This is a genomic window from Myxococcales bacterium (assembly GCA_016716835.1).
In the GTDB taxonomy this organism is placed as follows: Bacteria; Myxococcota_A; Polyangia; order Haliangiales; family Haliangiaceae; genus JADJUW01.
This window is the reverse complement of sequence record JADJUW010000001.1, coordinates 2,060,722-2,079,074: the sequence shown is the minus strand read 5'-3', so window position 1 is coordinate 2,079,074 and position 18,353 is coordinate 2,060,722. Positions and strand designations below refer to the sequence as shown.

Sequence of the window (18,353 nt, the reverse complement as noted above, 5' to 3'; positions counted from 1 at the left end):
CCGGACGCCGGGATGCATCACCGTGCCTCAACGCTCAGTGTGGCGTCGGTGCTGTGGCGTAACCGTATTCATGCTGGTTTTACTTTCGGGCGCTTGCAGCAAATCGCGCGCCAAGACAACTCCTGGGCCACGAGTTGTCACCATCGAGCGCGTAACGATTCGCGGGGCAGAAGGCAAAGGTCTCAGTCTAAAGCGGTCACCGATGCTAAGCGGGCTGGCGCTCGAACGTTCGCGACGGGAAGGCGAGTCGTTTGAGCGCTACCTGCTCTCCGTCGATGCCGAGCGCCTTCGCGGCTACTATGTCCGCCACGGTTTTTTCGCGCACAAGTTCGAGGCAATGTTGAACGCACTGGACGATCGGTTGACGTATTCTTTGACGTCACGGAAGGGCCACGCGCCACGCTCGCCCGCGTGGAAATTGCGGGCGTGCCTGCTGACGCGGGGCTCTCGGTGGCGGAGATTCGCGAGCTGATTCCCCAGCGCGACGGCGAGACCTTTGACTACGAGGCGTTCGAGCTGGCAAAGCCACGCATCGTCGAGGCCATGCGGCGGGCAGGCTATGCCTTCGCCAAACTCGAAGCCTCGGTGGCTGCCGACGTTGTGCTCGATCATGCCATTATTAGGCTGGAGCTCACGCCGGGCCTTTTATGCAGATTTGGCGATGTCGTCCTGAGGGGGTTTGGCGGCAAGTTGGGTCGCGCCGCCCGTGCCCGCGTGCCCATCCAAACCGGCGAGCGATACTCCAGCGCGAAACTCGCCGAGGCCCAGGTCAATCTCTACGACATGAATCGGTTTTCGCAGATTCGGATCGAGCCAGATCTCTCGGTCGAGCGCGAGGAAATCCCGATTGTCATCACGGTGACACGGGCGACGCGGCGCGAATTGCGGCTAGGTGGCGGGTTTGGGGTCGACCCTACCTCGTATGAAATCCGCGGCCGTTCGACCTACAATATCACCGGGTCGCCATGGACGTTGACTAACACGCGTTTAGAGTTCCGGCCCGCCTTGGTTCGCCTGCGAGACAGTGGCCAGATCGAGCCGCGCATCGAAGCGATCGCTGGCCTCGACCGCATCGATCTGTTTCGCCCCCTCATTAAAGGCGAGATGGAGACGGCATTCACCTATCGAACGGTTGAGGCGTATACCAGCGTCGGGCCGCGGCTCCGGCTCGCGCTGCGTGCGCCGCTGCTGCGCCGCCTTGTCCACGGCGAGCTGGGCTGGCAATTGGAAATTCTCAAGTTCCGAGATATCAGCCCGGCCATCGACGAGGCGCTGCAAACCGTCTTGGGCCTGGATGTGCTTAACCGGGTGGGCGCCTACTTCCAAGCGCTCGTGGTGGATTTACGCGATAGCCCGGTTGCGCCAACGCGTGGTGGCTACGCTGAAATCAGAATAGAGGAGGGCACCGCCGCCGCGGGCGGAGCGTTTGACTATGTGCGCATCGTGCCCGACGTGCGCGGCTACGTCCCGATGGGCGCCATGGTCCTGGCGGCGCGTCTGAGAGTTGGCGCCTTTTTTGGCGATATCCCCGTGGCCAGCCGCTTTTTTGGCGGCGGCGCGAGCGGCCAACGCGGCTTTCCGGAACGGCGTCTGTCGCCGTCCGCTTCGAACACCGTTGATGGCGAGGCCGTCTCCGTCATTTATGGTGGTGGCGCGCTTTTTGAAGTTGGAGGAGAGGTGCGCTCCCCACTCGGCTCCATTCGCGGACTTGACCTTGGCGGCGTTCTCTTTCTCGATGGCGCCGACGTGACCGAACGGATTGGGGCAATCGATATCGGCAATTTGCATTGGGCAATCGGCGCGGGCTTGCGCGTACCAACCATTATCGGCGCCATTCGGCTCGACGTTGGGTATCGGCTAAACCGCGTTGGCATCGGCGAGCCATATCCTGGCCACCGCTTCGCCTTCCACCTCAATATAGGCGAGGCCTTCTAATGCAGGTCATTGTGCCGCGGTCCTCGCCGAAGCCTGCGCGATCGCGCTGGCGTGGGGGGCTGCGCTGGCTCGGTCGCGGCGTCGCCATCTTGCTTGGCTTGGTCATCGTGCTCCTCGCCGTGGTTTTGGTGGCGATTCATACCGCGTGGGGACGCGAGCAATTGCGCGCCAGGGCCGAGCTAATTGCCCAAGACTTTTTTGTCGGCAAGGTGCGGCTCGGCAACGTTGAAGGCAGCATTTTTACCCGGCTCGTCGTGCGCGATATCTCCATTGACGATGCGCATGGGGAGCAGGCGGTCGCGATCGCCGAGGCTTCCTTTGATATTGCTTCATCCGGGCTTCTCACCGGCGACGTTCTCATCAGTGAATTGATCATCCGCGGCGCGAAGGTAACCGCCAGGCAACGTGCAGACGGGATAAATCTTGCCGGGTTGCTGCGCCCCCAGGATGAACCCAGCGCGTGGGACGTGCGACTTGACAAGATCAGCATTGATGACAGCCGCGCCGAGTTCCACGGGCAGGGCGCCGACGAGGTCATGCACCTCGACGACCTCGCCGGGACAGCGAATGCCTCAGTCAAAGCTAATGGTCCTATTCAGGCGCGCCTGCATGTAGCTGCCAGCTGGCGCGAACGCGCAGTGCCGCTGCAAATTTCAGGCGATGTGAGGGTGGTCGATGAGATCGTGTCGATGACGGAATTGACCGCATCGGTGGACCAGATTGTGGTCACCGCCACAGACGTCCATATGAACGTCAATGCGCCTCGGATCAGCGGCCAGGTCTCTATGGTAGCGCCAGCAAGCTCGGTGCTCCGCGTCGTCCCAACCTTGGTGCTCCCGGGCGATGTGCGGCTTCAGCTTGAGCTGAAACCGGGCGAACATATTATCGCGGCCATCAAGGCCTCGGTCGGCAGCGAGTCCATGAGCGGCGAGGCGACGATCGACCCAGATGCGATGCGGCTGCGCGGCGAATTTCGCACGACAGACCTTAATGCCCAGGCGCTATTGCAGTCGACGCCACCCACCGCGATTACGGCGACGATGAAGGTCGACCTTGGACTAGATGACGCGCTCGAGGGTGCGCGAGCCATCGTCGGCAACGTCAAGATCGACGGCACCGGGCGCTACGGCGAGGGCTACGTCAATGAAGCTAGCCTCGACCTCGACGTGGAGATTGCCAACGGCAGCGCCGACGTCGTGCTCGCCGCCAGCGCCCCGGGCGACACCAAGGCACGCTTTGAGGGCGTCATTGATTTTGATGACGCCAAGGTCCTTCGGCTAACCAAGGGGCGCCTCGTCGCCTCGACGGCACAAATCGATCGCGCCTATGGCGGCCTGCCGCAGGTGCGAGGCGCGTTGTCGGCGGACCTCGCCCTGGCGGGCACGCTCGCACCAGGTATGCCGTCGCTTAGCGTGGCGGGCCAACTGCGCGGCGCTCGCCTGCGCTACGCCACCACGGCCGTCGCCAACGCAAGCGTAGCCATCGAGGCAAGCGGCCTGCCCGCTGCACCCAAGGGTGACGCCCGCCTGGTTGCGACCGGCGTCTCGATTGGATCAGACGTCATCGGCGTGTTCTCGCTTAAGGCCAACGCGACAACGGATGGCCGCATTGCCGTGACAGCGCGCTCTGGTGGCAGCAGCGAGCGATGGAACCTCGATCTAGACGCCACGGTCGACGTAAACCCAGCCAAGGTTGAGGTGCGCATCGGCCCGCACGACCTGCGTTTGCGCGGCGTACGGTGGCAGGGGCAGGGCGGGCAAATTACGGTGCTGCCTAAGGCGCAGCACGTACTCGTGACGAATTTTAGAACAGGCATCGCCGAGGGCACCGTGCTCGCAAATGCTAACTATCATTATGGTGGACGTCGGCAAGGCACCGTCGCTGGCGACGTAAACATCAAGGGCGTCGATCTTGCGCAGATCGACCAAATGCTGGGGTTGGGCGGCAGGCTCACCGGCCTCGCCAACTTGAATGGCGAGCTTCGGCAAGTCCCTGGCGGCATGTCCGGCAGCGTCACCGGCACCATCGACGAGCTGCGCGTAACGGCTGATGCGCCACCGGTCAAGATTGAACTCGAGGCCGCGATTTCACCTCGCAAGATCCGCATCGAAGGTTCCTTGCGAGGCGACGAACTGGGCCGAGTTGCCATGATGATGGATGTCCGCGCCCCGGCACGCGTCACCGATGTCGAGGCGTGGCGGCGCATCGAAGGACGTGATCTAACTGGCGGCACCTTTACGATCGAAGCCTTGGACCTCGCCGTGCTCGCGACCATGCTTGGCCTTGAGGTCGATCCAACGCCTCTACCCACCACCCAACCAGGCGGGCGCATCGATGGCTCGTTGACCCTATCGCCGCTCGGCAGCAGCGGTACGCTCCGCGCTCACAACGTCACCGGCCACGCGCTGCTACCGGGGCCTCTCGACGTCGAGGCGACGCTGACGTCTAGCATGGGCCCCAATGCGCGGCCCGTGCTCGCGATTGATGCGAAGGCACACGTTGCCACCGTTGGCACCGGACGGATCGAGGCCAGCGTCGAATTGCCGGCGCGGCCGCTCGATCTAGACGCCTGGCTGGCGCTTGATGGCAGCGCGCTCCGGGGCGCGACGCTTAGTGCTAACGGCATCGTGCTCGACGCCGCCCTTGCGCGTCGGCTTGGCATGCGTAACCCGTGGGCTGGTAAAATGAATGTGGCCATCGAGCTTGCGCCTGCGCTTGCAGGTGCCACCGCAAAGCTGGAACTGGTTGGGCTGCACGGTGGCCCGCTGCTAACCCCCGTCTCTGCAACCTTAGTGGCAACGTTCGACAAACGCGTAGGCCTGACGGCGCAGCTCACGTCGGCGCTGCAAGGGGGGCAGCCCTTGCTGTCGGCCAAGGCCGAAATGAAGCTACCCGCAAGCCTTATCGCCAACTGGCGCGCCATCACGCCGGACATGATCATGAAGTCGCCCCTCTCTGGTACGGCGGAGATGATCGCCGTCCCTGCCGGGGCCCTAGCCAAAGCGTTCGGACGCCCTGGACGCTTGGGCGGCACGGTTTCATTTGCGGCCACGCTCGGAGGCACCGCGAAACGGCCCATCGCGGACGCCACCTTGACGCTCAAAGATATCGGCAACAGGCGCCGGGGGATTGCCGAGCTTATCGCAACCCTTCACTACGGCGATGGCGCAACCACGCTGGACGTGGTCAGCAGCCAGGACCATGGCGGCACGCTCAAGCTGGCCGCGCAGGCGCCGCAAGACGATTGGGAAGCAGCCTCTGTCCAAGTGGTTGCGGCCGACTTTGATCTTGAACCGCTCACCAGGCTTGGCCCATCGTCGATGATCGGCATATCCGGGAGGCTCGACGCGGATGTGCAGGTAGCTGGCCTCGACCGACGTACGACGGCGATGGCCGGCAGCCTTCGCCTGCGCGAGGGCGAGTTGTCGATTCATGCGCTTATAGGCACCTTGCGAGACGCCAACGTCTTGTTAACCGCCAAAGATGGCCAAGTCGTTTTCGAGGCCGAAGGGCGCATTGGCAGCGGGCGCGTAACCCTGAAAGGCAAGGGTGCCTTTGAGGGCATTTTGCCAAACACCGCCCAGGCCGATCTTAAGGTTGTCAACGTTCAGATCGTCAACGAGATCCAGCCCATCCTTAGCGGCAAGGTGCGCCTTGAGGTAAAGCGCGACGGGGCCTTGTGGCGCGCGACGACCACGGTGACCGACGCCAAGGTCGTGGTGCCTGAGCGCACGGGGCAAGAACTACATCCAATTGGGGTGCCTGCCGACGTCGTCTTTATTGAGAACGGTCGGCCCGCACCCGCCGCAACCGCACCATCACCCGGGTTTGCCGCCATAATTGGCGAACGGCCGCTGCGCCCGTATTTAATCGCCAAGGTGGTGCTTAAGGCTGTGCGCGTGCAAACCGAGGAATATCGCGGCGAGGTGGGTGGCACCTTGACCACCGAGGTGGGGGACGAAGCTATTTGGATCCACGGCGCCGTCGAGAGCAATCAAAGCGACGTCACGCTCTTTGACCGCCGCTACCGCACGGTGCGCGCCGCGGTGCGCTTTGATGGCTCGCTCGATCCCATCTTAGATATTGAACTTGTGCATGAGTTCCCCGATCTGGCGCTTCATATGATGGTCACCGGGCGGCTCAGCAAACCCACGTTGAGGCTGCGCTCCGATCCTTCGACCTACAGCGAGGGCCAGCTGTTTGGCATTTTGCTCGGTGGCCGGCCAGGCGCGGACCCTGGCCGCGGCCTGCGCGATGCGGCTACCGCGCTAACGTCATCGTTCTTGTCGCAGAAGGTCACAGGCTATCTCGACCCTTACTTACCCATTGATATCGACGTCCTCACCTACGAGGCCGCCACCGGCGATTCCACCGCCGCGGTGACGATTGGCAAATGGATCACCTCACGCCTGTTCGTGGCGTATCGCCAGCGCGTCGAGTCGCGGGTCGACGAAAACGGCGGCGAGGCGCAACTTGAATACTGGCTCGGCCGCCGCCTCATGCTCGACGGCGTCGTCGGCGACAGCGGCGTCCATGGCGTAGATCTGCTGTGGACCAAGCGCTGGTAATCAATTCGAGGGAGCTCGTGTTCAAGGTTCCCAGCGTCCCGGGTAACAACCACGATGGCCATGCGCCGGCCGCGGCCTGTAAGGAGCCGGCGGCCCGGCGCGACATGAACCATCTTGAGCAGTCCAACTGTCGTGCGATGGAGCGCCGGGGCGCTGGCCATGTAGAGCCGGGCCCGGCGCCTACTCGACAACACCCATCGAAATAAACGGAAACCCCATCCATGCGCCGGCCGCGGCCTGTAAGGAGCCGGCGGCCCGGCGCGACAAGGATGTAAACAGAATAACAATTTGTTTGTAATATTGGAATGATTTGTACTAAGATAGCCCTATTCAATGGATGCGGCCGGTTTCAATACCGAAACGCATTAAGTCTCCCGTCATCAAATTCAGCTCCTGATTGAAGAATACCTCGTGGGGCACGCGGTAGTCGAGGATCTTCCGAGGACGGAAGTTGAGCGCATGCTCTAGCGCCTCCGGCATGTAGCGCTGGATTTGGTCTAAATCGGCACCCTTGGGCAAATACTGCCTGATCAGCCCGTTGGCATTTTCTATGCTGCCGCGCTGCCACGGTGCCGCAGGTTCAGTGAAAAAAATTGGAATGCCAAGCTTGGTTTGAAGCTTGGCGTCTCGTTGAAACTCGGCACCGTTGTCATTGGTCATCGTCTTTGTAACGCCTTGATGCGGTCTGAGCGCCTTGACCGTTGCCTCTGCGACTTCCGCGGATCCGACACGGAGCACATGTTCTACAAGCAGGTATCGCGACTTGCGGTCAATGATCGTTAGCAGCGCTGAGTGACCGCGCTTGCCGAGTAGGAGATCGCGCTCCCAGTGCCCGGTTTCGGTGCGCTTATTCGCCGCCTGTGGTCGGTCCTTGATCCAGTTCTTGCGGGCGCGTGTTCGTTCTGACATACGGCTTTTCCTGAAGCGGTGGTGTTTGTATCCGTGCCAGCGAAGACAGTAGCGAAGTCGCTTGCTCTCCGCATATGGCAAGGCATTGTCACGGAGTACGTGCTGATAAATCGTTTCATGGCTCACCTGTACCGCGAGTTCTGAAGCGAGTCGCCCCGCGATCTGTTCTGGACTCCATCCGAGCCTGAGCTTTTGCTCGACCAATTGCGCGAGTTCACCCTGGATTTTGCGGCTGGCGGCACCCTTGGCAACGCGTCGGCGCTGCGTCATCTGCGCGGCTCGCCGTGCGAGATACTGGCGCGGCTCAGCAGGGATGACGTTGCGCTGCAATTCCCTCGATATCGTTGATGGGGAACGGCCAAGGGCGCGAGCTATGGCTGCCTGTGATTCACGATTTTTAGCCATCGCTTGGATTTGGTATCGTTCGTCCAACGTCAGATGTCGCCAGGTCATAATTTCCTCCCCTTGACCACAAAGGAGGGTAAAGGACGACCGCGCTTAACGACCAGATTTTGGACGAACCAGCGGACCCAATTGGGTCGAACATCCTGATCGTTGCATTTCGGATCTGAACTTGGCGCGAAATTGTCTCAAACTGCGTCTACTCGCCGCCCGCGCCGCGTTCATGAACAGCTATCCATTCGCAAACCCGCGCGCGACGGCAGTCGCCGCGGCGGCGCGCGGCCGGGCTCTGGCCCCAAACCAAAGAGCCGCCTGCGCCCGACGCCTCATCGCGCGCGGCCTTTGCATAACCCTGCGCATCCGGTCCACGTTACGCTTCGGGTCGCAAAGGACGTGCCGTCGCTGCGTCGTGCTGATCTATTTGCCGCCCTTCGCCATAGCATTGCCGCCACCAACCAAAGCGAATGCCCGCGCCTAGGTGACCGCACCTTTCGCATCGTCGAATTCTCGGTACAGACTAATCACGTACACCTAGTTATTGAGGCTGAAGATAAGCGAACCCTGCGCGCAGGCATCACGAGCTTGGTGACCCGCGGCGCGCGCGCGATCAACAAAGCCCTTGGCCGCCGCAGATGGCGGGTGTGGGGCACCCGAGCATTTGCCCGCGCACTGACCGTGCCTCGCGATGTGCGCAACACGCTGGTGTATGTGCTTATGAATCGCGCCAACCACGTAGTCAAAGGTCACGGCCCATCGCCGCGTGCTTCCGTCGTCAGCATCGACCAATGCTCGTCGGCGCCCTATTTCAACGGCTTTGCACGCGCGACCGACGACGAGGCCAGGTGGCAAGCCGCAACGCGTGCGCCGTCGCCGGTCCACGCGGCGCAAACGTGGTTGCTGACCACGGGCTGGCGGCGCCATGGCTTGGTGCCCCGCCGACCCTTCCGCTAGGCCTATTTTTCACGAGCGAAGTTCGAGAACTGCCCGGGCGTCTATCTCACTCCCAGCTCTGAGATAGGTGAAAGCTTCGCAAGTGCACCGACTAGCTCATTGTCAGCATTTATCCGCTAGCAAGCCGCGCAGTACGGCTATGTCTGCGAGTTGGGCCGCCGCGCTTCGGCTGATACGCCCCAGCCTGCCAGGGTGAAACAAGGGCAGCAGCTGCCGCCCATACCACGGCACCGGCTTGCCAGCGTGATCCGCGAGCTTGCGCAGGCCGTGTTTCTCAATTAGGCGCACGGCCGACAGCGCCTTAAGGCCGAACGTTGCGACGACGCGGGGCTGCACGTCATCAATGAGTCTTTGCAGCCACGGACTGCACGCGCGCATGAGCTTACCTGTCACCGGGTGGCGCTGGTCGCGGGCCTTGGGCAGACACAAGACGGCGTTGGTAAAGAGGACATCGGTGGTGGTGAGCGCCACCGAGGCAAGCAACTCGCGTGCGAAATTTCCGGTCGGGTCAGACTCGATGTCATAGGTGAGGTAGCCCTTGCCCTCAACGAACGTATCGTCGAAATTTGGCGCCTCTGCCACCACGAGCACGCCGCTTGGACAATTGAGGTGCCTATCGAACAGCGGGCGTGCCCAGGTGTCGTTATGTTTGTAGATGGCGCCGCCATCCTGGCAGCGCGTACAAGCCTGCGCTTCGTCGCGATAGGCCAAGAGGGGCGGCTTGGTAGCGTGCACACCCAAACGTATCACGCGGGCCGCCGCCATTCATCTGAGGCTATGATGTACCGGTCACGTTGCCGCGTGCGACCCTGGTCGCGGGGCGCCATCAGATGTTAGCCGGCCCGCGCCACACCGGAAGGCCGATGCTGATAATGATGACGCATGCAAAGGCACCATGGCCTAGATACGATTCGCTGCGGGGTGATCTTCGTCCTGGGTTCGGTTTTGGCCTGTGCCTCTCGGCAAAACACCAACCGCGTTCCCTACCAAACGAATCAGTTTTTAAGCCCCGCGTTTACATGCGCGATGCCGCGGCAGGAATATTTGAACGTCGAAGATCTAGCCGCGCCATTTGAGCAATACGTCGCACCTATATTTGTCGCCCCGCAAGCACCTGGCGCAACAGCACTGCTCGACCTGCGTGCCGAGCATGTTTGCAAGCTTAAGACAGCGTTTGAGCTTCCCCATGTACCAGCCAAGCGCGGCATCGAGGTGTTGTACGCCGTATTAACGGCGACAACTGATTCATTGACGACTGCGAAATGTGAGGAGATTGCTACTCTGGCGTGGTCGCGTACCTCGCCGCCGGCATTGCCACAATTTGACTACGCAAACTGCGCGAGACTAGACGATGCACGCGTCTTGGCCGCGGAGACCATCGGCGCCAGAAGCCTCATCGAGCAGGAACCGATTTGGTCGTGGGTTGTGCAGGCCAACCTGCGTACCTGGGCCACTTCCGGCGCTGACAGCCATTGGCTTAGAGGCGAGCATTTGGATGCCCATGTGTTAGCCGCGCTTCATCCCTACCTCCACGTAATATTGAGGCAACGCCTAGACGGAGCGAGTGCAGACGAACCAGATGCGGGGTGGCTCGAGGCGCAAGGCGTACTGATAACGTGGATCCGGACGGCGTCCTCAGTCAAATCGCACGGCATTGCCGATATACATGGTCTCAAGCTGCTTCGAGGCCGGCTTCTCACAACCCTGCAATTGGCCAAGGTCGCGGGGCTGGAGCATGAAGCCATGTCGTTGATTGCAGCCTTTGCAGAGGTGCCCGCGGGCAGCACGCTCCAATCAGCCAACTCTGTAGCGAGCCATCTGCGCGGGCATCAGCTTCCTTACGAACTCTGCAATGAGCCGAGTAACTACGACGTAGATTTGTACATGATTCAGCATCTGATCCTGCGGCTGTCGGTATTGGACGTCGGGACAGCCGGCCTGCTTAAACGCGAGGTATGCGCCGATGCTGAGTTGTTCAGGGCATTTCTCACCCTGGCAAATCTTGGCAAAGGGGAGCACAGGCTCATCCATCCTGCGATGGAAGTGCTCAAGGCACATGGTGCGGTGCTCGCGGCGACGACCTTCGCCGCGCACGAAAACGTTGATCTGGCTGCCATGTCGACAAGCCTGATTGCAAGCGCGGCCCGGCAAGGCATCCCCGCCACGGACGTGAGGCGCGCGATTGTTGAGAGCTACCTCGTTGTCATTCGCAAGGATGTCCACCGCGAATGGATAGAGGACTTGCAACTACGCGGCATGCCGATGCAACCGCCCCCGCGCTACACACACTCACCGCTCGACCATGGACTTTGCACGGCTCTATTCGCGCTTGGCAGGAGCAGCAATCTATGCGAATAACCCACTGAGACGAATTTTCATGAACTACCGCGAAGCATTGCTGTCCGATATACCTGGCATGTCTGCGGTTCGACTATCGGTGCGGGAAAACCGGTTGAGCTCACCCAGCCTGGTCACCGAACACGAGTACGCCGACCACCTCACGTCCAAGGGCAAAGGCTGGGTTGCCGAAAATGAGCATGGCGTCATTGTTGGCATTGCGATCGTCGACCTGCAAAGCCACAGCGTTTGGGCCATGTTTGTTCACCCGGATTTTGAAGGCAAAGGTATCGGAAAAACCCTCCATCGTATGATGCTGGATTTCTATTTTGCAAAAACAGATCAACCGCTCTATCTCGGAACTGATGCAAACACCCGCGCTGAACGTTTTTACAGATTGCAAGGCTGGCGTGAGGTTGGCCTCTATGCAAATGGCGAGGTGAAATTCGAGATGTCAACAGAGCAGTTAGCAGTTAGCAGTCAGCAGTTAGCAGTTAGCGATGCGTAGGTCGCGAGCTGGCGCGCAACTGGTGGCTTTGCGGATATTCTCGCAACGAACGCAATTTAGCTGGAACTTTCGGCGCCCTATGCCGTGAAAGACCATGTGAACGGATATGCCGCTCAACTCCGAAAACCGGCCAATGAGGAATTGGATCAGGTAACGTTGCGCCGCGCGCAGCGCGGGGAGCCGGCAGCAGGGCGGACGTTCGTCAAAACCTATGAGCGGCGTGTGTTTTCCGTGATCAGCCGGATGCTGGGACCTCGACGGAAGCACGCTGCCGAAGATTTGGCCCAGGAGACATTTATGCGCGCGTTTGCGGCGCTGCCTAGGTTTGACCATACCAAAGCCGCCAAGCTATCAACGTGGCTCTTGACTATTGCTGTACGCATTACCTTGGATGAGCTTGCGCGTGCTAACCAGGGCCGGACAGCATCTGATGTTGAGGCTGAGGATCAAACGGCCACGGTCGTGGAGCAACGCCACAGTCGGGACGTCGCCGTGCGTATCCGCGCCGCGGTCGAAGCACTTCCAGTCCACCAACGCGCGGTGGTGGTACTGCGCGAATTCGAAGAGATGTCCTACGAGGAGGTTGCCGTGGCGCTATCGCTGGACGTCGGCACGGTTCGCTCGAGACTGTCGCGAGCGCGCGAGACGCTGCGTCTTTCCTTACGTGAGGTTTACCATGACCGATGATACGCGCCAATTGCCACCGGAAGCACCCGACGAGTGGACGCCTGAGGAGCGCGAAGCCATCGAGGGCGCGTGGGATGTCGTTGAGCCGCCCGCCTCATTTGCTGACCGCCTTGCAAATCCGCAACTAGCAAGGCGCCAAACAGCCGCTACCAATAGCCGCATGGCGTCCGTAAACCACATCGTCGAACCTTCGCGCAAGCACGCCACGCGCTTGGCGCTAGCCAGTATGGGCCTAGTGGCGTTTGTGGCGGCCGCCGCGCTATGGCTACGGCCAAGAACGACCAACAATGGTGTTTACTCGTCACCTGTCATTGCTGCCGCCGATCGCCAAAGCGTGGAGATGGCGGGCCGTGCGGTGGCCGTGCTCGAACCTGCGGCACGCCTGTCGTGGTCAAATAGTGGCAAAGCCATTGTCGTCAAACAAACCGCTGGCTCGGTGTTTTATCGAGTGAACAGCGGCAATCCATTTGTTGTTAAAACCCCCGAAGGCGACGTCGTCGTGCACGGAACTTGTTTTCGCATTGAGGTGCTACCTATGAATAATACCGTTAAATTAGCAATCTCGGCCGGTATAGGCGCAGCCGTTGCCAGCGCTGTTCTAGTAACGGTTTACGAAGGAAACGTTGCCGTGGAGCACGCAGGCAAAACCGAAATTGTTGCCGCCGGCGAGCAAATGCGAATCGGCGGCAATGCTGCCAAGATGGCCCTTGGCCCGCGGCCAATTCCAACGAGCAGCAACGCGATGACGCCCGAATTAGTCGCCGCGCTTGCACCGCCGCGCGCAGGAGCAACCGTAGCGGAACTACTCCACCGCGACGAACTATTACGCGGCTACGCGGTCAGCCTCGACCAAAAGGTCGCCGCGCTTGAAAAGGAAGTCAAAGACAAGCCGTGGGGGCCTCCCGCAGCGGGCGGCAAACAACCGTGGGATTTCTCCCCGGCAGATTGGCGGGAATTGTCCAAGCAGTGCGGATTGTATTTAGATGTGCCGGAACTCACGATTCCGGTTCATCAAATAGAAGCCAATAAAGCCGAGCAGCTAGGGCTATCGCTCGATGAGGTCAAGCTTGTCAACGCCGCGCTAAAGCGCAATGTGGAGCCGCTCATTGCTGAAATTCGCGCACTATATGTCGAGGTAACCGGTGATGAGCAAGGCGCCGACGCGCTAGACCCACAGAGCATGGAACGCGAGCTAGAACAAAAAGCTGGCCCCGAGGCAGCGGAGGCGAGAAAGCGTATCGCCCTCGAGAAAGCCGGTGATCTGACGCCCCCGGCCGATAGTAAAAACCGTCCTCCAATCGAACGATACTACCGCCGGATCGCTTACGTCGCGGACCATATTGAAGCCGACCTCGCTGCGATCATCGGTGCCGAACGAGCGCGCGAGTTTCGCGCAAATAGCGCGCTTTTTAAGATGATCATGGGCTGCCCCGACGAAGGCGACCAGTAGCGCTGCGCCTGGCGCTGCCGGGGCATTTTGGCTGCGCTGATGGCGCAGTTTCGATGCCCCGACGCACAAGACACTCATCAGAAGCAGCGGAAAGCGAAAAGGCAGGATTGTTGGCAAGAAATAACGATTGGCGTGAATAAACTCGCCATGATAGGAGTCGAGACAACATGTCTTTCCATATCCGAAATCGAAAATCCCTAAGCTCTGGCATCGCGGCCTTGCTCATCGTCGTTGGTCTTTGCGCTGGGTTGGCGCAGGCCCAACCGGCACCCCCGCCGGCCATGCCCCCTGTGTCGGTGCCGACTGCGGTTCAGTGCTACGAATTGGCAGCGACCAAGGGGCAGTTCCCCCGCACCCCAACCGAGTTGTGCGTCGAGCAGCCCAGCCACGGTGCCTATGTCTTGACCATCCGCCAAGGGCTGCCTATGAACCGCGTCACCTTGGTTCAGTATAGTGCCTCGCTGCTATTGCGTGCGCGTTGCATCGATTGCAACAAGGACATCTTTGGCAGCGCGATGGATTCGGCCGAGGGCAATCTGCTCAAGATTAAGTTCAACGGCGTGGTGAACGTGAAAGCCAGCAGTGAGACCGGAACGGTCACGGTGGCTGGCGCAAAATTCTACTATCGCAAAGCGACAACCCCGTAAGCGGCGAGCGTTCGTTCACCCCGCAAAAGCAAGGGCCAGGCGCGCGATTGGGCGAATCTACGAAAACACGTCGGCGAGGCTGTTTGGGTTGGCGCCCTCTTTTTGCTCGCGCAGCATGACGTAGCTGGCTACCGCATGCAGCGCCGAGAACGCCATGCAGCCAATGACAACGGCCATTGCCGCCAAGACGTCGTAGGGCGGTGGCAAGTAGACGAACAGTCGATTGGCCGCCAGCGTCATGCCGCCGAACAACACGAGGTTGGCGAAAAAGCATGTCGCCCGATATCCCTTGGTAAGCACCGCCGAACGCGACAGGCTCTCCACGACCCCAACATCCTCGAAGACGACGACGGGAATAACCACGTACAAGAGCGCCGCAATGAGCAGCGCGGGGATCACATAGGTCGCCAAGGCGGATCCCAAGATGAGCACTAGCAAAATGGTGGCGCCAAGCACCCGCCAAAGCGACGCCAAGCCATGCCGGACGCTGGCGCCTACGGAGGCATGTTGATTCGCCATGAAGTACGCCACCGCATGGGTTGATAGCGAGGTCATTACCAACATCCCGGCCAACGACAAGCCGGCGAATATCATCAAGCTCGCCAGGGTCGCGTCCCCGGCGCGCGCCGTCGCCGCCCCATAGGCGATGGCCGGCACAAACGAAATGCCCGTCAGCAAGGCGACCATCCCTGGCCGCTGCACGACCAGCATCGCGGCCATGCGTGCCGCGCCGAGTGGGGTTACGGTTCGCATCGCAGTGGATTATTCGCGCAAGACCAGCCAAGGCGTAATAGCGTGCGACAGGTTTGTTTTCGGCTTTTCTTTTCGCCGTACCTATGCGAGAAGCGCTCAATTATGAAAAATCGCTCCATCGGCTTAATGATTCTTTATACGTTTTTGACGTTCGGCATCTATGGCATCTACTGGTACGTCTCCACCAAGACTGAAATGGTCGAGCTCGGCGCAGAAATTCCAACCGCCTGGTTGCTAATCGTACCTATCGCCAACATCTATTGGATCTGGAAATGGGCGGGTGGCGTCGAGCATGTGACCAAGGGCAAGATGTCCCAGGTAATCGCCTTTATTCTGGTCGCGCTGCTAAGCATTGTAGGCGTTGTCATCGTTCAATTAGAACTCAACAAGCAAGCCACGGCCTAAGCATGCGTTCGCGAAAAAACATTGCATCCCACAGAAATCAGGTGCAAGGCTCACCAACAGTCGCCTAGTCACATGCTATTGGCCCTGCTAAGGCCATAGGCTCGACGAAGTTGACGTTGGCCAACAGAAGTAGTTTTGGAGCTGCAGCAGGCACACATGACTTTGCCCAATGTTTCTGCCGCAAATCTTAATCTGATTGTCGATCGGATTGTAGGACATGCGGAGGCTCAAGCGACCGCCGCGGAAGAGGTGCCTGCGAATTGCCTGGCCGAGTTGGGGTTGGTGTTAATGGCGCGTCACCAAGACCCATACGCACCTGCGGTGGGTCGTGGCCGTGATGCCGCAATCCGCACGCTCAACGCTGAAGATGCCAACGGAAACTTTTTTGGAGGCACGGTGGGCGCCGCATGGCTCTTGACGCAGTTTGCAGCGCATGCGCCCTCGGCGACGGCAGCCGCCGCGCTTGCTGAGTTTGACCAGGTTTTGTTTGAGTCGGTTGCGGACGTAACCATTGCTTCGCCGCCACCAATCGGTTTATGGGATGGCGTGGCCGGTTGGCTAACGTATGCGCTAGCGCGACGTCACGACGCGCTGCTCGATATGCTTTGTGATCTGCTCGCCAGGCTCGCGGTGGCGGGCGAGCAACGTGGCACGCGTTACTGGGCTGAATACCAGCCATCGAGTGGGCGCGCCGTCGAGGTGGGCCTTGGTCACGGGGCCGGCGCCTTGCTCGTAGGGTTAGCCCAATTGTCAACGCGTGTGCCTGCGCGCGCGGACGCGAAAACACTGCTCGCCGACGCCACGCGATGGCTGCTCGGACGCATCCGCCCTGGTGGGCATTCGTGTTTTGGCTGGTTCGAGTATGAAGGTGAGTCGCAAAGTCTTATCAAGACCGACGCTGGGTGGGCACATGGCGATGCCGGTGTCGGCCTTGCGCTCTACGCCGCCGCCACCGCGCTTGGAGACCGCGCATGGCAGGCACAAGCTATCGAGGTGGCGTTGCGCAGCACCCAGCGCCCTATGGCCGACTACATTCAGGAACCAAACGTCACAATTTCGCACGGCGCTGCGGGGCTGTTGCACATCTACCACCAGCTCTATCGCGCGACTGGGCGCGACGAATTTGCCCTCGCTGCCGGCCGCTGGCTATCCTGGTGCATCGACCAATACTCAGCCGCCGCACCTGAGTTACCGCCACCACCTGCCAAAGGGTGGGGCTTCTCCTTCGTCGGTGGGCACCTCGGCGTCGCCGCCGTGCTGATCTCACTTACCCAAGCGGAGCCGCCGCCGTGGACGGACTACATCGCTACCACGATGAATCGATGATAGGTGCTGCGGGGAAATCGCAGATCAGCAATCGATCCCAATTGGGGACATCGCTGCTAATCGCCGCGAGCAACGCTAGCCCAGTGCCAACAGTCCCTGAGAGAAAGTTTGGATACCCTTTCCATGTTTCCTTGCCTTCGGCGCATATAAAGCTCGTCGCAAAGCCGCCAATGTCTGACTCGCTGACGTCGGCGTGCGCATGCCGCTGCGACAAAGTCCGAGTCATCCAGGCCACGGCGGTATCGCGCAGCACAAGATCTCCAGAGGCTTGGTAGAGCCTGTTGAACATGTGAGCTATCCCTGCCGTTCCGTGACATAAGCCAACGTCGTTTAGTGGGCTGCGCTGCAGCGAATTCCGAGCGCAACGCGCGGCTACATCGTGCAGCGCCTCGGCCTTGCCACCAGCATGAGCGACGGCCGCAGCAAGTGCGGCAACTGACCCAGCTGCGCCGCGACACCATACAGGTTCAATCGGCGATTCGGCGGCCAACCGGGTCCGCCATTGCGCTGTTGTCCACGCCAACGCGCTGTCAAAAAGCTCTCGCGCAGTTGGCGAAGCGTATTTCGTGCCGCACAGCCGCCCGAGAAATCCAACGGCGCCTACCACACCGTGCGACACGCAAACAGCCGTTTCTCGGTGTTCACCTTTTGATTCTAAGGCATGCCGCGGCCACGTTGTGTGATTCAGGCCGTCGTGCTGGGCGAGCCGCTCGAGGTGCGAGACGATATGCGCAAGCGCTATCGCGCTCGCCGACGCCGAAGGCGGGGCTGCCCCAGACACGTCAGTTTCCGTTGCATCCCGAGGCTTCAGCCGGTCTAAGAGATAGATGCCTTGGCCAGCCAACCCGCTGATGAGATCGTACCCATGCGACGGCGCTGCGCGCAGGGTTTGTTCTAGCAATTCATCCATGGTTTGTAAGTAGTTGGCGGCGTCCGCGGGCGCGACGTGGTTTAAGACCCAAGCAGGCATAAGCCAACCATGGAGGCCATCTGCTTGCCGCCGTGCCTCGCCGTGGGCGGCGTCGTTTACCAGCGCGGTCAGCGCTCGATCATAGGCGGCGTGCGACTCATTATCGCTCAGCACCTCGGTTGCATACGCCCAGAACAAGACCTCTTCGCAAGGGCGAAGCACGCCAACGTTGGTCTCTCGCGGTACGCGGGCAAGGTCACGCGCAATCGCCCTCAGAGCGTCGAGCGCGCGGGCTGCACGATCGCCTTCAAGAATAGGATGCCACGCGTAAGCGTCCATCAGTTTATAAACAGCGGAGGCAGCGCCAGCCGCGACTATTCTCTATGGACTTTGCACGGGTATTTACCGTCGCCGCCTTCATTTCGAGTGCCGTCATAGTGGTAGCGATCAGTGGCAGGCGGAGGACAGGTCCACTTGGTAGGCCCGCAAGGCGAGGCGGTAGACTCGGCTGCGCCGCTGGCAGTGTTCAAGTCTTCGACGGTGACGCGCTTCAAGATGAGACGTT

At 60.6% G+C, this 18,353-nt stretch carries 14 protein-coding genes; 10 read left to right on the top strand and 4 right to left on the bottom strand.

The genetic code is table 11. From position 1 onward, the window contains the following. The first annotated feature begins 411 nt into the window (after positions 1–411). Positions 412–1,935, top strand: coding sequence for a BamA/TamA family outer membrane protein (locus IPL79_09205; GenBank protein MBK9071161.1), 1,524 nt, complete (start codon positions 412–414; stop codon positions 1,933–1,935). Beyond that, positions 1,935–6,503 (top strand): translocation/assembly module TamB domain-containing protein, encoded by a 4,569-nt coding sequence (locus IPL79_09200; GenBank protein ID MBK9071160.1) that lies wholly within the window; start codon positions 1,935–1,937, stop codon positions 6,501–6,503. Before IPL79_09205 ends, IPL79_09200 begins: the two co-directional genes overlap by 1 nt. Positions 6,504–6,833: 330 nt before the next feature. Here the strand turns inward: IPL79_09200 and IPL79_09195 are convergent, their stop codons facing one another. Continuing rightward, a complete protein-coding gene (locus IPL79_09195; protein MBK9071159.1) occupies positions 6,834–7,865 on the bottom strand; it encodes an IS30 family transposase in 1,032 nt (343 codons plus the stop codon). Between the two features lie 342 nt (positions 7,866–8,207). On the opposite strand from IPL79_09195, the gene IPL79_09190 reads away from it, so the two are divergent. Further along, a complete protein-coding gene (locus tag IPL79_09190) occupies positions 8,208–8,765 on the top strand; it encodes a transposase (protein MBK9071158.1) in 558 nt (185 codons plus the stop codon). 102 nt (positions 8,766–8,867) lie between these two features. Here the strand turns inward: IPL79_09190 and IPL79_09185 are convergent, their stop codons facing one another. Then, complete coding sequence (locus tag IPL79_09185; protein ID MBK9071157.1) at positions 8,868–9,500, bottom strand: uracil-DNA glycosylase family protein; 633 nt, start codon at positions 9,498–9,500, stop codon at positions 8,868–8,870. A gap of 186 nt (positions 9,501–9,686) precedes the next feature. Between IPL79_09185 and IPL79_09180 the strand changes: the two genes are divergently transcribed. The 5 genes from IPL79_09180 (at position 9,687) to IPL79_09160 (ending at position 14,394) form a co-directional block, all read left to right on the top strand. Further along, entirely contained in the window at positions 9,687–11,123 is a 1,437-nt protein-coding gene (locus tag IPL79_09180) for a hypothetical protein (protein ID MBK9071156.1), read from the top strand. A gap of 19 nt (positions 11,124–11,142) precedes the next feature. Then, positions 11,143–11,610: a GNAT family N-acetyltransferase gene (locus tag IPL79_09175; GenBank protein ID MBK9071155.1), complete on the top strand. Its 468-nt coding sequence runs from the start codon at positions 11,143–11,145 to the stop codon at positions 11,608–11,610. 84 nt (positions 11,611–11,694) lie between these two features. Next, positions 11,695–12,297, top strand: a complete 603-nt coding sequence (locus IPL79_09170; protein ID MBK9071154.1) for a sigma-70 family RNA polymerase sigma factor — start codon at positions 11,695–11,697, stop codon at positions 12,295–12,297. 244 nt (positions 12,298–12,541) lie between these two features. Next, positions 12,542–13,747, top strand: coding sequence for a FecR domain-containing protein (locus tag IPL79_09165; protein ID MBK9071153.1), 1,206 nt, complete (start codon positions 12,542–12,544; stop codon positions 13,745–13,747). Positions 13,748–13,914: 167 nt separating this feature from the next. Further along, complete coding sequence (locus IPL79_09160; GenBank protein ID MBK9071152.1) at positions 13,915–14,394, top strand: hypothetical protein; 480 nt, start codon at positions 13,915–13,917, stop codon at positions 14,392–14,394. Positions 14,395–14,451: 57 nt separating this feature from the next. Here the strand turns inward: IPL79_09160 and IPL79_09155 are convergent, their stop codons facing one another. Beyond that, entirely contained in the window at positions 14,452–15,147 is a 696-nt protein-coding gene (locus tag IPL79_09155; GenBank protein ID MBK9071151.1) for a hypothetical protein, read from the bottom strand. 102 nt (positions 15,148–15,249) lie between these two features. Between IPL79_09155 and IPL79_09150 the strand changes: the two genes are divergently transcribed. Further along, a complete protein-coding gene (locus tag IPL79_09150; GenBank protein ID MBK9071150.1) occupies positions 15,250–15,552 on the top strand; it encodes a DUF4234 domain-containing protein in 303 nt (100 codons plus the stop codon). A gap of 321 nt (positions 15,553–15,873) precedes the next feature. Next, the gene (locus IPL79_09145) at positions 15,874–16,878 is read left to right on the top strand and encodes a hypothetical protein (protein MBK9071149.1); all 1,005 of its coding nucleotides are present in this window, start codon (positions 15,874–15,876) and stop codon (positions 16,876–16,878) included. Here the strand turns inward: IPL79_09145 and IPL79_09140 are convergent. After that, positions 16,859–18,010: a hypothetical protein gene (locus IPL79_09140; protein MBK9071148.1), complete on the bottom strand. Its 1,152-nt coding sequence runs from the start codon at positions 18,008–18,010 to the stop codon at positions 16,859–16,861. The two genes, IPL79_09145 and IPL79_09140, sit on opposite strands and share 20 nt — an antisense overlap. Positions 18,011–18,353 lie beyond the last annotated feature (343 nt).

What these genes read in the sequence shown, in the direction of transcription:
- IPL79_09200 (MBK9071160.1), top strand. Translation starts at nt 1,935, where the DNA reads ATGCAGGTCATTGTGCCGCGGTCCTCGCCGAAGCCTGCGCGATCGCGC.
- IPL79_09195 (MBK9071159.1), bottom strand. Translation starts at nt 7,865, where the DNA reads ATGACCTGGCGACATCTGACGTTGGACGAACGATACCAAATCCAAGCG.
- IPL79_09175 (MBK9071155.1), top strand. Translation starts at nt 11,143, where the DNA reads ATGAACTACCGCGAAGCATTGCTGTCCGATATACCTGGCATGTCTGCG.
- IPL79_09160 (MBK9071152.1), top strand. Translation starts at nt 13,915, where the DNA reads ATGTCTTTCCATATCCGAAATCGAAAATCCCTAAGCTCTGGCATCGCG.
- IPL79_09155 (MBK9071151.1), bottom strand. Translation starts at nt 15,147, where the DNA reads ATGCGAACCGTAACCCCACTCGGCGCGGCACGCATGGCCGCGATGCTG.
- IPL79_09150 (MBK9071150.1), top strand. Translation starts at nt 15,250, where the DNA reads ATGAAAAATCGCTCCATCGGCTTAATGATTCTTTATACGTTTTTGACG.